13 protein-coding genes are annotated in these 15,698 nt (G+C 38.0%); 7 read left to right on the top strand and 6 right to left on the bottom strand.

The features are described from left to right. Positions 1 to 3: 3 nt before the first annotated feature. The 5 genes from EGI22_RS01765 to EGI22_RS01745 form a co-directional block, all read right to left on the bottom strand. Complete coding sequence (locus EGI22_RS01765) at positions 4 to 1,134, bottom strand: ATP-binding protein (RefSeq protein ID WP_255065920.1); 1,131 nt, start codon at positions 1,132 to 1,134, stop codon at positions 4 to 6. 122 nt (positions 1,135 to 1,256) lie between these two features. Continuing rightward, on the bottom strand, positions 1,257 to 2,045 hold the full coding sequence (locus EGI22_RS01760) for an HpcH/HpaI aldolase/citrate lyase family protein (protein ID WP_255065919.1): 789 nt from the start codon (positions 2,043 to 2,045) through the stop codon (positions 1,257 to 1,259). A 1-nt stretch (position 2,046) separates the two neighbouring features. Beyond that, positions 2,047 to 3,543 (bottom strand): glycerol kinase GlpK, encoded by a 1,497-nt coding sequence (gene glpK / locus EGI22_RS01755; protein WP_255065918.1) that lies wholly within the window; start codon positions 3,541 to 3,543, stop codon positions 2,047 to 2,049. 105 nt (positions 3,544 to 3,648) lie between these two features. Continuing rightward, the gene (locus EGI22_RS01750; RefSeq protein WP_255065917.1) at positions 3,649 to 4,119 is read right to left on the bottom strand and encodes a GNAT family N-acetyltransferase; all 471 of its coding nucleotides are present in this window, start codon (positions 4,117 to 4,119) and stop codon (positions 3,649 to 3,651) included. Between the two features lie 35 nt (positions 4,120 to 4,154). Continuing rightward, positions 4,155 to 5,003, bottom strand: a complete 849-nt coding sequence (locus EGI22_RS01745; RefSeq protein ID WP_255065916.1) for a DUF1080 domain-containing protein — start codon at positions 5,001 to 5,003, stop codon at positions 4,155 to 4,157. Positions 5,004 to 5,140: 137 nt separating this feature from the next. On the opposite strand from EGI22_RS01745, the gene EGI22_RS01740 reads away from it, so the two are divergent. Further along, entirely contained in the window at positions 5,141 to 5,662 is a 522-nt protein-coding gene (locus tag EGI22_RS01740) for a gluconate 2-dehydrogenase subunit 3 family protein (RefSeq protein WP_255065915.1), read from the top strand. 4 nt (positions 5,663 to 5,666) lie between these two features. Further along, entirely contained in the window at positions 5,667 to 7,373 is a 1,707-nt protein-coding gene (locus EGI22_RS01735) for a GMC oxidoreductase (RefSeq protein WP_255065914.1), read from the top strand. 803 nt (positions 7,374 to 8,176) lie between these two features. On the opposite strand, the gene EGI22_RS01730 is transcribed toward EGI22_RS01735, so the two are convergent. Continuing rightward, positions 8,177 to 8,872, bottom strand: coding sequence for a carboxypeptidase-like regulatory domain-containing protein (locus tag EGI22_RS01730; protein WP_255065913.1), 696 nt, complete (start codon positions 8,870 to 8,872; stop codon positions 8,177 to 8,179). Between the two features lie 405 nt (positions 8,873 to 9,277). On the opposite strand from EGI22_RS01730, the gene rplK reads away from it, so the two are divergent. From rplK to rpoB, 5 genes are all read left to right on the top strand, one after another. Continuing rightward, positions 9,278 to 9,715, top strand: coding sequence for a 50S ribosomal protein L11 (gene rplK / locus EGI22_RS01725; RefSeq protein WP_255065912.1), 438 nt, complete (start codon positions 9,278 to 9,280; stop codon positions 9,713 to 9,715). A 54-nt stretch (positions 9,716 to 9,769) separates the two neighbouring features. After that, a complete protein-coding gene (gene rplA, locus EGI22_RS01720; RefSeq protein WP_255065910.1) occupies positions 9,770 to 10,468 on the top strand; it encodes a 50S ribosomal protein L1 in 699 nt (232 codons plus the stop codon). 2 nt (positions 10,469 to 10,470) lie between these two features. Continuing rightward, positions 10,471 to 11,004 (top strand): 50S ribosomal protein L10, encoded by a 534-nt coding sequence (gene rplJ, locus EGI22_RS01715; RefSeq protein WP_255065909.1) that lies wholly within the window; start codon positions 10,471 to 10,473, stop codon positions 11,002 to 11,004. A gap of 75 nt (positions 11,005 to 11,079) precedes the next feature. Then, positions 11,080 to 11,463, top strand: a complete 384-nt coding sequence (gene rplL / locus EGI22_RS01710) for a 50S ribosomal protein L7/L12 (RefSeq protein WP_255065907.1) — start codon at positions 11,080 to 11,082, stop codon at positions 11,461 to 11,463. A 344-nt stretch (positions 11,464 to 11,807) separates the two neighbouring features. After that, positions 11,808 to 15,665, top strand: a complete 3,858-nt coding sequence (rpoB, locus tag EGI22_RS01705) for a DNA-directed RNA polymerase subunit beta (RefSeq protein ID WP_255065906.1) — start codon at positions 11,808 to 11,810, stop codon at positions 15,663 to 15,665. Positions 15,666 to 15,698: the final 33 nt, after the last annotated feature.

Below are 15,698 nucleotides of genomic sequence, written 5' to 3'. Positions count from 1 at the left end.
GATTTATGCATTTTGTAAAAAATCATTAAAATTCTCTGTTGAGATTATTTTCAAATTTGCTGGTTTATATGCTTCAACAAAAGCATTTGAGAATTTAGCTTTAGCTTTTGGATTCCATTTAAACTCATAGGCATTTATTTGGCCGTCTTTTTCCTCAATGTAATCAATTTCTTGCTGTGCGTGGTTTCTCCAAAAATACTTTTTTACAAATATTCTTTCGTTTTGATTTCGTTTCATCCTCTCACTTATTAGAAAGTTTTCCCAAAGTGCTCCTATGTCTGTTCTTAATGCCACAGGACTGAAATTGTCAATTATCGCATTTCGAATACCGTTATCATAAAAATAGATTTTTCTTGAAGTGTTTATTTCGTTTCTTAGGTTCCTACTAAGCGGGTTCAAGCGAAATATCACAAAGGCTTTTTCTAAAAGTGAAATATAATTTTCTACTGTGGCTTTATCTATTTCTAAAGTCCTACTAAGTTCATTATAGGATACTTCGCTTCCAATTTGAAATGCCAAGGCCGTCAGGAGTTTTTCTAAAATCTGCGGTTTTCTAATTCCTTGATAAGATAAAAGGTCTTTGTAAAGATAGCTTCCTGAAAGTTCGTACAAAGTTTCTCTTTCAGAGCCTGCATTGTTTAAAACAGCTGGATACATACCAAAAAGTAGGCGACTTTCTAGTTGGTCAAATGCTTCAAACAAGTTGCTAGAATTTACAAGTTCTGCCCAGGAAATAGGAAACATTTGAAACTCCCATTTTCTGCCTGTTAAGGGTTCATTTATTTGGTTTGATAACTCGAGTGCAGAAGAACCTGTCGCAATTAGCTGTATTTCTGGGAAGTTCTCGTGAATTATTTTTAAAGTTATACCTATGTTTTTTATTCTTTGAGCTTCGTCTATTATAACAATTTTGTTTTCTCCCAATAGCGATTTTAGATCTTCAGCCCCAACATTGCTAAGTCGCTCCCTTACTACAGGAAGGTCGGCATTGAGAAAGAGTGTTGGCAAGTTTAATTTTTCTTGAAGCTTTTTCAAAAGCGTAGTTTTTCCAACTTGTCTGGCCCCAAGCAAAAGGATGGTTTTTTGACCAAACATCTTTTCTTCAATTACTTGAGATAGTTTTCTATTGATCATTTCTTGTATATTTTTTTACAAATATACAAAATTTGGCGATTGTAATCCCCAAATTTATATGAAATTGGGGATTACAATCGCTAGATTAATAAAAAATCTTAAGTTTTTGAAGTATAGAGAGATTAGTAGGCTCCCAATTCTCCATTTTTACCAGACCCTTCAAAATTGGCCAAAGTGCTTTTTGCAATAGTTTTCAATGCAGAAGAATCATTGATCATGGTTACGAACTTATAACCCATATCGGCAAAAAACCTTGCATTTTCGGGTGTGGCGGCATGTATACCCGTTACCAAATTATGCTCATTGGCTACATCCAAAATTTCTTTTAGAATTTTCAGAAAAGAAGGATCTTGAAAATCGGCCAGTTTTTCATAACCAAGCGACATACTTAAATCCCACGGGCCTACATAAAAACCATCTAAATCAGGAATTTTAGCAATATTTCTAATATTTTTCAATGCTTCGGGCGTTTCTATCATTGCTAAAGTTATCGTGAAATCATTCGCTTCTTTGGCATAGTTTTCACCATAAACTACGTTTGACCTTGTTGGGCCAAGACTTCGATTTCCTTTGGGATAATATTTGGCGGCTTTGATAAAGGCAGCGGTGTCTTCCACACCCTCAAGCATTGGGCAAATCAAACCCACCACCCCAGCATCTAACATTCGCATGATAAAAGCAGGATTGTTGTCAGGAAGCCTGACAAATGGCACTGTGCCTGAACCCTCTATAGCTTGGAGCATCGGCAATATATTAGCCAAGTCAGCAGCTAAACCGTGCTGAGCGTCTATGGTCATCACATCATAACCCACACTAGCCATTATTTCGGCAGTCCAAGCATTCGGAATGCTAATCCAGGCATTGCTGACAGCTTCGCCTTTAGCCCATTTTTCTTTTATTTTGTTTTTCATTTCAATCCTCCCAATTTAAAGAGCGTTCAATGGCTTTTTTCCATCCTTTAAAGTTTTTGTCTCTAAGCGTATCCTCCATTTTTGGTGTCCAGGTTTTATCTACTCCCCAGTTGGCCACCAAGTCGTCGAAGTTTTCCCAATATCCAACTGCCAAACCTGCCGCATAGGCTGCTCCTAAGGCCGTAGTTTCTATCATCATCGGTCTGATTACAGGCACCTTAAGCATGTCTGATTGAAACTGCATCAATAGCTCATTTACTGTCATGCCACCATCAACTCTTAATGATGTTATCTCTATTCCGGCATCTTTTTCCATGGCTTCGAGTACATCTAATGTTTGGTATGCAGTAGCTTCCAAAACAGCTCTAGCAATATGATTTTTATTTACATATCGTGTTAAACCAGCTATAATTCCTCTTGCAGTATTTTCCCAATATGGGGCATAAAGACCTGAAAAAGCAGGCACAAAATAGGCACCGCCATTGTCATCCACAGCTTCTGCAAGTTTTTGGATTTCGCTACTTTCTTTTATCAAACCGAGATTGTCACGAACCCATTGAACCAATGCTCCAGCCATAGCAACCGAACCTTCCAATGCAAAGTGAACGGGTTGATTTTCAAATTGATAGGCCACCGTTGTTAGTAATCCATATTTCGAAGGAATTGGTTTTGTTCCTGTGTTTAAAAGCATAAAACATCCTGTTCCATAAGTATTTTTAGCTTCGCCTGGTTTAAAGCATGTTTGTCCTACTAAGGCGGCTTGTTGGTCGCCCAAAATTCCCGCTATTGGCACTCCAGCCATTGGTTCGGCTGTTATTTCGCCGTATTTCATGCTGCTTGGCTTTATTTCAGGCAACATAGCTTTTGGGATATTCAATTTTTCTAAAATCTCATCATCCCAAGTTTGCGTAGCAAGATTCATCAACTGTGTTCTAGAGGCGTTGGTAACATCTGTAATGTGAATTCCACCTTTAATTCCACCTGTCAGATGCCACACTAGAAAAGTATCCATGTTACCAAAGATCGCCTCTCCTTTTTCAGCATCTTCACGTATTCCTGCCACGTTTTCAAGCAACCATTGGATTTTCAAACCACTAAAATAGGTAGCCAAAGGCAAGCCCGTTTTTTCTCTTATCCAATCATTTCCTATCTCTTTTTCTAGTCTTTCTACTGTTTTGCCCACGCGTGTATCTTGCCAAACCAAGGCATTGTAATAGGGTTTTCCTGTGCGTTTGTTCCAAACAACGGCTGTTTCCCGTTGGTTTGTAATGCCACATGCTACAATATTCTCAATCTTTATGCCTTTGTCAATTCTTGCATTGGCTATTACTTCTTGGGTATTTTTCCAGATTTCTTCAGGATTGTGTTCTACCCAGCCTGGTTGGGGGAAAATTTGCTCGTGTTCTTTTTGTGCCACAGACACAATTTGTCCTTTTTTATCAAAAAATATACACCTCGTGCTGGTGGTGCCTTGGTCTATCGAAGCTATTAATTTCATTTAAGGTTGGTTTTAAAAATAAAATCTAATTTAGTAGAAAAATGGTTTTAAATGGGTTTTTGAAACAAAAGATTAAATTTTTGAGTAAAAACCAGATAAATTGATTCAGATTTTCTTCTGGTTTAATTCTTTATAAATACCAGGTCTTGAAATCTGCATAATATTTTCTGGGAACTTTGGAGCCTCAAAACCAAATTGACGGTAAAGTTCGTGGGCATCTCTAGTTGCCAAAAACCATGTTCGAAGATTTTCAAATTCAGGAATACCTTTAATGCATTCCATTAAAAATTTAGAAAGTCCTAAGCCTCTATAGTCTTCTAAAACAAATACATCGGCCAAATATGCAAATGTCGCTTGGTCTGTCACCAATCTTGCATAACCCACTTGTGTTTGAGGTTTTTTATAAATGCCAAATGTGATGGAGTGCATAGCGGCATTCTTTACGATTTCAAGAGGGATTTCTTCAGACCAATAAGACCTTTTTAAATAGCCATGAATCACATCAAAGTCCAAAAGACTTTTGTTTGTGCTAATCATGAAATCGCCTTTTTCGAAAGTGTATTTTTCTAAAAACATTTAATTATAAACTTGTAAAATCAAATTTACTTGAATCAATACCTACATCCAGAATTATCTTCTTTCACATAATAACTCTTGTAGTTTTTAGCTTTTGGATCCATGCAGCCTTTTAGGTTGAGGAGTTCCACTTTTCTGAATTCTATCGGGTGGCTTTCACTTTGGAGTGAGATTGATCCTTCCGTCAGGGCCATTCCATCCTTTTTCACAAATGGGTCAAATCCACTCACTACTCCACCGCCAATGGTTGGTTTTTCGTAAGATATTACCAGTTCGCCGTTTACATAATGTCTAATTAGAGAATCTCCAAAAACTTCCACTTCAGCTCTTACCCATTGATCGCCATCATAGGTTTTGGAGGTAGAGTTTATGCAGTGCCTTTGGTCTAATTTGTTCTCATATACCACTTCTGTTCCGGGTGTACAAAGGTTACAGTTAGGTCTTGGCTTTCCATCGCTTTTCCCGCCTAATAATTGCACCTCAATGGATATCGGAAAGTCTTGGTCTTTTAGCATACTAGCCGCAGATTGACCATGTATCATGATGCCACTATTTCTAAACGCCCAATCTTCACCTTCATTGGCTTGATTTCCTATGAATCGGTACTCCACCGCGATTTTATAATAGGAGAAGTTTTCTTTAAAAAACAAATGCCCGTATCTAAAGTTAAATTTGTCGTAAGCATCATAATTCACTACGATTTTCTTCTTCTTTACACTGAAAGTTTTCCCAAAATTGTCGTTGAGGTCATAATTTCTGATTTTGACATCCCAGCCGTCCAGGTTTTTTCCGTTAAAGAGTTGCCTCCATTCTTTTTTGGGTGCGGTGATTTGACCGAAAACTACGTTTGAGAATAAAATAAGGATTAGGGTAGAGAATTTCATGTTGTATATTTAAGTTCAAGGTACCGAATTTCTGTTTTTTATTCGAAATTAGAATTATTCTTTCAATCCATCATCTTTTTGGCAAAATATTAATAATTTTAAGCTTGTTTAGAAATTCAACCAAATTCTCAATTTAAATGAAAAGAAGAGAGGTTTTCTCCAATCTCGGTTTAGGTGTGCTCGGTTTGAGTGCCCTACCATCTTGGGCCAATGCATGGACGGGCTCAAAAATTAAAAAAGACAGCTTAGGACTGAGTGCCGATCAAGCCAATTTATTGGAAGATTTGGCCGAAACCATAATTCCAGAAACCGATACGCCAGGGGCGAAAACTTTAGAAATTGCCAAATTTATCAAGCTCATGGTTGGGGATGTATATTCACCAGAAGACAGAGAGAGATTTAAAAATGCGATGGTGAAAGTGGACGATGTCTCCAAATTATTGTATGGTAAAACCTATAGCGAAAGTTCGAAAGAGCAAAAGCAACATTTGCTCCAAGGCTTAGAAATGAGCTCAGACCAAGACCAAAAGTGGTTTTTTAATACTACAAAAGGGCTCTCTGTGCGAGCGTACACTTCGTCGGAATATTATTTAACCAACATCGCCCATTTCGAATTTGCCCCAGGCAGATATTATGGATGCGTACCTCTAAACCAGTAATAAAATGATCGTAGATAATAAGAAAAAAAGGACTTTTGACGCCATAGTGATTGGGTCGGGTATAAGCGGTGGCTGGGCAGCCAAAGAATTGTGTGAGAAAGGCTTGAAAACTTTGGTGCTAGAGCGTGGACGCGACGTAAAACACGTGGTGGATTATCCTACCACCATGAAACAACCTTGGGAGTTTGAGCATAGAAATCAGTTGGGGTATGAGTTCAAAAAAGAGAACCCAATCATCAGCAAGTGCTATGCTTTTTATGAAGGAACTACCCAGTTTTTTGTAAAAGACCAAGAGCATCCTTATGTGCAAGAGAAGCCTTTCGACTGGATTCGTGGCTACCAAGTAGGCGGTAAATCGCTGCTGTGGGCACGCCAAACGCAACGTTGGAGCAAATATGACTTTGAAGGACCAGCTCGGGATGGTTTTGCAGTAGAGTGGCCAATCTCTTATGATGATATGGCACCTTGGTACAGCTATGTAGAGAAATTTGCGGGAATTTCCGGCAACAAAGACGGTATCGATACGCTTCCTGACGGTGAGTTTTTACCACCACATGAAATGAACTGCGTGGAGGATTATTTTAGTAAAAAAGTAGGTGAAAAATATGGCAATAGCCGCCATGTAATTATCGGTCGAGCGGCACATTTAACCAAGCCAAACCAGATTCATTTTGACCAAGGCCGTGCCCAATGTCAGAACCGCACAATATGCGAAAGAGGCTGTCCTTATGGTGGATATTTCAGTAGCAATGCCTCAACTATACCTTGGGCTATGCGTACTGGTAACATGACTTTGAGACCTGACAGCGTGGTGCATTCGATTATTTATGACGAAAAACTAGGCAAGGCTTCAGGAGTAAGAGTAGTGGATGCCAACACCAAAGAAATGACGGAATACTATGCCAAAATTATATTCGTAAATGCTGCTGCCATAAATACCAATTTGATCTTGTTGAATTCTATCTCGTCACGCTTCCCGAACGGCCTCGGCAATGACTCAGGCGTATTGGGCAAATATGTTGCTTTCCATAATTACAGGGCGAGAGTTTCTGGCGAATACGAAGGATTTATGGACAAAACCACCGAAGGCAAAAGACCTAATAGCCCTTATATACCGAGGTTTAGGAATGTTTTGAAACAAGAAACTGACTTTTTGAGAGGTTATGCTGCGGGCTTTAGTGCCAACCGCAGGTCGTGGAACAACAACCAAGGCATAGGCGAGACCTTGAAAGATAACCTTTCGAAAAGAGAATATGGCGGTTGGAGTGTAGGCTCACACATGATGGGCGAAACTATACCGAAAGAGAGCAATTTTGTGGCATTGGACAATAACCTCAAGGATCCGTACGGCATGCCGCAGTTGCGTATATCGGTAGGGTATGACGACAACGACGAGAAAATGGTAAAAGACTACTTGGAGCAAATGACAGAGATGTTTACGATGGCAGGCTTTACCAATATCAGAACCAACGATAGCAAGCAAGCTGCTGGCTTAGACATACACGAAATGGGCGGCGTAAGAATGGGCAAAGATCCTAAAACTTCGATGCTCAATGGCTTCAACCAGATGCACGCCTGCAAAAACGTTTTTGTAACCGACGGAGCATGTATGACCTCGACCTCTACCCAAAACCCATCACTTACCTATATGGCTTTTGCTGCCAGAGCGGTGGACTATGCGGTGAAGGAGATGAAGAAAAAGAATATTTGAGATAAGATTTAGATTTTTTTGGAACACCCTGGAGGTTGGCTTCGGGGTGTTTTTTTTGTGTGTAAAAATTGGGGAATTCAAAATTGTTAAACTGCTATCCAATTAATAAGGAATTTGAGCAAACAGTTTGAAAAAACGGTCTCAAATACTAAGTCTTTTTGATATTGGTTATTGATAATAAAATTCTAAAAAGGTTGGCTTAAGCCGAATAGGATTTATTTATTGCACAACCTCCATCTAACCATGGAGGTAATTGAATTCCTAGTATTGAGATTACGATGGTCTCAATTACCACTGGCTTTAGCCAGCGGATACTAAAATTAATTCCGAATTAGACTTTAGTCGAAAAAATAAAGTGCCTGAAAAGTTTGGCTAAAGCCGAATTGGGTTTAATATTTCCACTGCCTTCATCTAAAGATGAAGGGAATTGAATTCCTAGCTTTGAGACATAGAATTGTCAATTACCACTGGCTTTAGCCAGTGGATGCTTAAGCGGTTTTCCGAATTTGACTTTAGTCGAAAAAATAGGGATTCTGGAAAGTTTGGCTAAAGCCAAATAGGATTTACTTTTTGCCTAACCTCCATCTAAAGATGGAGGGAATTGAATTCCGAGTATTGAGATTACAATGGTTTCAATTATTGCTGGCTTTGGCCAGTGGTTACTAAAATTAAGTTTACGAATTTGAATTAGTTGAAAAAATTAAGAAACTGATAAGATTGGCTAAAGACAAAATAAATTTACTTTTTGCCAAACTTTAATATGTAGTCGAAGGGAATTAATATCCATCAAAATTTTTAACATTTCAATTATTTGTGAAAATACCAGCCACAAGTCCTTCCCTATTTAATGTGGTCATATTATTAATTTTAGACCTTTTGATTAAACCATTCAAATCCTTAGCTTTAATGCTTTTCATATTATTTATCAAAATATTTTCATCACCAGATTTTATTTCAACCCAACTTGTTTCACTAATTATATAGAACCTATTACCTAATTCAAAGAAAACATTTTCATTTCCTTCCTTAGCACCTTCAATAGATTTATCAAATTCTAGTTTTTCATTTATAGCCTTGAAACCTTCTAAAACTTCGTTGTAGGAAACATTACCGTCATTTAGTTTAAGCTCACTGAATACTTTTGCGTTTTTAGAAGTTTTGTTTTTCATTCCAATATAAAATGTCCCATAGATATTTTCAGAAAGATCTCCCCAGTGCTCGTTTTGTAAAAATGAGTCGTATCCATCTTTCATCACCTTTAGTTTAAAGTAAATCTCACCCTTTTCATCTTTTGAAAAAGCTATGTTGAAAAAACCCCTTGCATCTGTAGTACCCAAAAACTTTGCTGATTCATCATAAATATTAGCATTTTCAATCGGTTGCAAATTTTCAGAATCCATAATTATTCCAGTGATTCCAATATTCCTATTTGCTTTAGCGGAAGAAATAGCAAAACTTAATAAAACAATCAGAACATTTAATAATTTGAAATTTTTCATTTTGAAATAGAGGGTTTTAGTGATACAAATTTTCAAAATAACGAAAAGAAATAAGAAACTATTTTTTGAATGACAGAAAATCAAAATTGATAATCCTAAAACGTTGATTCTTAGGTAAAATATATCTTACGATATTATAATTTAATTCTAAAAAAACTTTTGCATTAAAAAAATAATTTTCTACCTTTGCAGTCCATTTTGGGCAGCTTGTCCATTTTGGCGAAGTTTTTCTCTGTCTCTTGTCATATTATCAATATGTTAGGCTTCCCCTGAGGAGTATGAGAAAAAACTTTGGAGAATCGGATGACCATCTGTTTTTCAGGCTTTGGATTGTGACTACAAGGCTATGGCGGTAGATTGAGTTCGTTAGTTCGTATTTCTCAAATTTTTAAATGTAAAAAGACAATGGCGAAAGACATCGCAGGATACTTAAAATTACAAGCTAAGGGTGGCCAAGCCAACCCAGCACCTCCTATTGGTCCAGCTTTAGGTTCGAAGGGTATCAACATCATGGAGTTCTGTAAGCAGTTCAATGCTAGAACACAAGATAAAATGGGCCAAGTGGTTCCTGTATTAATCACATATTATACAGACAAATCATTTGAGTTTGTTATCAAAACCCCTCCTACGGCTATATTGCTAATCGAGTCATCTAAAGTAAAGAAAGGTTCAGATCAACCAAACCGTACGAAAGTAGGGTCGGTTACATGGGATCAAGTGAAGGCTATAGCCGAAACTAAAATGCCAGATTTAAACTGCTTCACGATAGAGTCGGCCATGAAAATGGTAGCAGGTACTGCAGCTAACATGGGAATCACTATAACTGGTGATAGTCCTTTTTAATTAATTAAACAAAATGGGAGTCATGCCTAGAGCATGACGTTAACTACCAAAATTATGGCTAGAATAAGCAAAAAAAGAAAAGAGGCTCTATCGAAGTTTGATGCGACAAAATCGTACAGCTTAGTAGAAGCAGCTGAAATTTTGAAAAAAATCTCTTACACTAAGTTTGACTCATCAATTGATATTGATGTTAGATTAGGTGTTGACCCTCGTAAAGCAGATCAAATGGTTCGTGGAGTTGTTGCACTTCCTCACGGTACTGGTAAAACTGTTCGCGTTTTGGTTCTTTGCTCTCCCGACAAGGAAGAAGAGGCTAAAGCAGCAGGAGCTGACTTCGTAGGTCTTGACGAGTACATTTCAAAAATCGAAAAAGGCTGGACTGATATCGACGTGATTATCACCATGCCTACTGTAATGGCGAAACTAGGTCGTTTAGGTAAAGTATTAGGTCCAAGAGGATTAATGCCAAACCCAAAATCAGGCACAGTAACGCTAGAAGTAGGTAAAGCGGTACAAGAAGTGAAAGCTGGTAAAATTGACTTCAAAGTTGATAAAACTGGAATCATACACGCTGGTATAGCGAAGGTTTCTTTCGATGCAAATAAAATTGCTGATAATGCAAATGAGATTATCCAAACATTGGTTAGACTTAAACCATCATCAGCAAAAGGTACTTATGTGAAAGGCATAGCTTTGTCTAGCACAATGAGTCCAGGTATTCAGATTGACAAATCAACTATAATAGGACTGTAATCATGAGAAGAGAAGAAAAAGCACTCATTATCCAGGACCTTAGCGAAAAGTTTGCCAACGTTCCTTATTTCTATATCACCGATGCAAGCGGTATGTCTGTTGCGAAAACCAACAAACTTAGACGTCTTTGTTTCGATAGAGGTATAGACTATATGGTCGTTAAAAACACACTTATCGGCAAGGCTCTTGAGACCCTCGACACAGATTATACAGCCTTCAACGAGTCAGTACTTAAAGGATTTTCTGGTATCATGTTTCACCCTGAAAACGGTAAAGCAGCTGCCAAATTAATTAAGGATTTCTTAAAAGAAAACAAAGACTCAATCAAGCTTAAAGGAGCTTCAATAGACGGTGGATTGTTTGTTGGTCACGACCAATTAGACGCCCTTGAGAAATTGAAATCTAAAGCTGAGATGATTGGCGAAATAATCGGATTGCTACAATCACCTGCTAAAAATGTCATTGGTGCATTGCAGAGTGGAGGCAACAAATTGGCTGGAATTCTTAAAACTCTTTCAGAGAAAGAAGCAGCCTAAATTTTTTTATCGGATGTTGTAAGGTGCAACATTCATTTTTTTAAATATTGTTTATAAAATAAAAATTCTATAGAAATGGCAGATTTGAAAGCATTCGCTGAACAATTAGTTAATTTAACTGTTAAAGAGGTAAACGAATTAGCGACTATCCTTAAAGACGAATATGGTATTGAGCCAGCAGCTGCTGGTGCTGTAATGGTAGCAGGTCCTGCTGCTGGTGGTGAAGCTGCTGAAGCTGCTGCTGAGCAAACAGCTTTTGACGTAGTTCTTAAGTCTGGTGGACCTAACAAACTTCAAGTTGTGAAGTTGGTTAAAGACCTTACAGGTTTAGGTTTGAAAGAAGCTAAAGAATTAGTTGATTCAGCTCCAAAAGCTTTGAAAGAAGGTATCGCTAAAGACGAAGCTACAGCTCTTAAGGCTCAGTTAGAAGAAGCTGGTGCTGAAGTAGAAATTAAATAATTTCTCGTAAAGCATTTACAATCAGACTCAGGTCAAAACGTTATAGTTTTGGCCGAGTCTTTTTGTTGTTTTATAGCTTTCTTGAATTTGCTATCATTTTTTAATGAATATCAATTCAAAAATCAAAGCTAAAAATCCGCAAAAATCTAGCACCACCAACCTTTAAAAATATTTGGAGCAATGTTCCATCAAAACTTTTTACCCGATACACTTCTGTTTTTCGTAGGGCAGATGCAAAGGGGTAAAATCGTTTTTCTTCACTGCGATTTTTATATGATTCCAAACTTAATGTTTGAGTATCATCAAGTTTTTTAAAATATTTTTCATTAAAACAATTTAAAACCTTGAAATTGACAGAAACCGGAAGGAAGTCCTTTGCAAGCGTTCAAGCCGTACTTGAGTATCCTGACTTTTTGGATATCCAATTGCAATCATTTACAGAATTTTTCCAGATTGATACACCAGCTGAAAGCCGTAGGGCTGAAGGTTTGTATCAAACATTCATGGACAATTTTCCGATTGCTGACTCGCGTGAGAACTATGTACTAGAGTTTGTTGATTACACAATCGACCAACCAAAATACTCTGTAGATGAATGTATCGACAGAGGTCTAACATATTCAGTGCCTTTGAAAGCAAAGCTAAGATTGCTTTGTAATGACTCTGATAATGAGGAGTTTGAAACTATCGAGCAAGAAGTGTTCTTGGGAAACATCCCTTACATGACGGGTCGTGGTTCATTCGTAATCAATGGTGCTGAAAGGGTAATCGTATCACAATTGCACCGTTCTCCAGGTGTGTTCTTCTCTATGAGTAAGCACACAAACGGAACTAAACTTTACTCAGCTAGGGTAATACCTATGAAGGGTTCATGGATCGAGTTCTCTACTGACGTAAACAACGTCATGTATGCTTACATCGACCGTAAAAAGAAATTTCCAGTTACAACCTTGCTTCGTTCTATTGGCTATGGTACTGACAAAGACATCTTGGATTTATTCGGATTGTCAGAAGAAATACCTGGTACAAAAGAGGCTTTGAAAGCTGTAGTTGGTCGTAGACTAGCTGCAAGGGTTTTGAAAACTTGGACAGAAGACTTCGTGGATGAAGACACCGGTGAGGTGGTTTCAATCGACAGAAATGAAGTTATTCTTGAAAGAGATTCAGTTATTTCTGAAAACGACGTTGAATTAATACTTGATACACAAGCAAAATCAGTGATTATTCACCGTGAAGATGCTAACGTATCTGAGTTTAACATCATTTACAATACTTTACAAAAAGATAGCTCAAACTCTGAAAAAGAGGCTGTTGAGCAAATCTACCGTCAATTAAGAAACACTGAGGCACCTGACGAAGCTACAGCTCGTGAGATTATCCAAGGTTTGTTCTTCTCTGACAAACGTTATGACTTAGGTGAAGTAGGTAGATACAGAGTAAATACTAAATTGAGCCTTGATACTCCTTTAGAAACTTCGGTTTTAACCAAAGAAGATATCATCTCAATCGTGAAATATTTGATTGGTCTTATCAATTCTAAGGCTGTTGTCGATGATATTGACCACCTTTCAAACAGACGTGTTCGTACAGTAGGTGAGCAACTTTCTAGCCAATTTGGCGTAGGTCTTGCTCGTATGGCTCGTACTATCAAAGAAAGAATGAACGTAAGAGATAATGAAGACTTCAAGCCAGTTGATTTGATCAATGCTCGTACTTTGTCTTCAGTTATTAACTCGTTCTTTGGTACAAACCAACTTTCGCAGTTCATGGACCAAACAAATCCATTAGCTGAGATTACGCACAAGCGTCGTCTTTCTGCCTTAGGGCCAGGAGGTCTATCTCGTGAAAGAGCAGGTTTTGAGGTTCGTGACGTTCACTATACACACTATGGTCGTTTGTGTACTATCGAAACTCCAGAGGGTCCAAACATTGGTTTGATTTCTTCGCTTTGTACTTATGCGAAAATCAACTCTATGGGCTTCATCGAAACTCCTTATATGAAAATTGACGGAGGTAAAATGACTGGAAACATCGAATATCTTACAGCTGAAGAAGAAGATGGTAAGCACATTGCCATGGCCTCTGCAGATACTAAGAAAGACGGTAACTTCAGTGTGGATTTATTGAAGTGTAGATTTGAGGGTGACTTCCCATTGAAAAGCCCAACTGAAATCGAATACATGGACATTGCTCCTAACCAGATCGTTTCGATAGCGGCTTCTATGATTCCTTTCCTTGAGCATGATGATGCCAACCGTGCCTTGATGGGCTCGAACATGCAACGTCAAGCGGTGCCTTTGTTGCGTCCAGAAGCTCCAATTGTGGGTACTGGTCTTGAAGGTAAATTGGCTCGTGACTCTCGTACACTAATTGTAGCCGAAGGTGAAGGAACAATTGAGTATGTTGATGCTAAGAAAATTGTTGTAAACTACGATTGGTCAGATAACCAAAGGTTGGTAAATTTTGACACAAATCTTAAAACATACAATCTGATTAAATTCAGAAGAACAAACCAAGACACTTGTATTAATCTTCGTCCGATTGTATTGAAAGGACAAAAAATTAAAAAAGGTCAAATATTGGTTGAAGGATATGCTACTCAAGGTGGCGAACTTGCACTTGGACGTAACCTTCAGGTTGCCTTCATGCCTTGGCAAGGATACAACTTTGAGGATGCGATCGTAATCTCTGAGAGAGTTGTACGTGACGATATCTTTACTTCTATTCACATTGAAGAGTTTGACCTTGAGGTTAGAGACACTAAGCGTGGAGAAGAAGAACTTACGGCTGAGATTCCTAACGTTTCGGAAGAAGCGGTTAAGAACTTGGACGAAAATGGTATCGTAAGAACTGGTACACACATTAAAGAAGGTGATATCTTGATTGGTAAAATCACACCTAAAGGTGAGTCAGATCCAACTCCAGAAGAGAAACTTTTGAGAGCTATCTTTGGTGACAAAGCTGGTGATGTTAAAGATGCATCTAAAAAAGCTTCTCCTTCATTAAGAGGAGTTATTATTGATACGAAATTATTCTCTCGTCCTACCAAAGAAGAAAGAGTTAAGCACAAAGAGGAACTCAAAGTATTGGCTAAAAACCATAGCAAATCTTTAATGGAATTGAAAGGCTTGATGATTGACAAAATGGTTACACTATTAGACAACGAAACTTGTAATGGTGTTAAACATAAGTTTGGAGAAGAGTTAATTTCTAAAGGTGTTAAATTTAATAAGTCTAACATTTCTAATAATCTATTTCCTGATAAAAACCCATTTGTTGACGAAAGCTCGTACAATGTACCAGAAGAAGCCAACTTGTTGGGCGATATCATTTTGGAAGGATGGACAAACAACGAAGAAACAAATGCACTTTTGGTTTCTTTGGTTAAAAACTATTTAACAAGAAGAAGTGAGGTTATCGGTATCTACAAGAGAGAGAAATTCGTACTTGAAGTAGGTGATGAATTACCAGCAGGTATCGTAAAATTAGCCAAAGTTTACATCGCTAAAAAACGTAAGTTGAAAGTGGGTGATAAGATGGCGGGACGTCACGGTAACAAAGGTGTGGTTGCAAGAATCGTTCGTGACGAAGACATGCCATTCCTAGAAGACGGTAACATCATGGATATCGTTTTGAACCCTCTTGGTGTACCTTCAAGGATGAACATCGGTCAGCTTTATGAGGTTGTGCTAGGATGGGCTGGACGTAAGTTAGGTCGTAAATATGCTACGCCTATTTTTGATGGAGCATCTGCAGAAGAAGTTTCTAATGAGCTTAAAGAGGCAGGTTTGGCTGAATATGGCCGTACCCAATTATACAACGGTCTTACAGGTGAGCCTTTCGATCAGAAAGTAACGGTAGGTATCATGTATATGCTGAAACTAGGTCACTTAGTAGATGATAAAATGCACGCACGTTCTATCGGACCATACTCATTGATTACGCAACAACCATTGGGTGGTAAAGCTCAGTTTGGAGGTCAGCGTTTTGGAGAGATGGAGGTTTGGGCTCTTGAGGCATTTGGTGCATCACATGTACTACGTGAAATCTTGACGCTTAAGTCTGACGACGTTCTTGGAAGAGCTAAAGCTTATGAAGCTATCGTAAAAGGTGAAAACCTTCCGAAAGCCAGCATACCTGAATCTTTCAATGTATTGGTGCATGAATTAAGAGGTCTTGCATTAGAAATAACTCTTGTTTAATTAAAATAATCATTTTCATTAAAAGCATTAGAA

This window comes from Lacihabitans sp. LS3-19 (genome assembly GCF_024343575.1).
GTDB lineage: Bacteria > Bacteroidota > Bacteroidia > Cytophagales > Spirosomataceae > Leadbetterella.
Note: the sequence above shows the minus strand (reverse complement) of the source record. Positions and strands in the feature narration are given on the sequence as shown.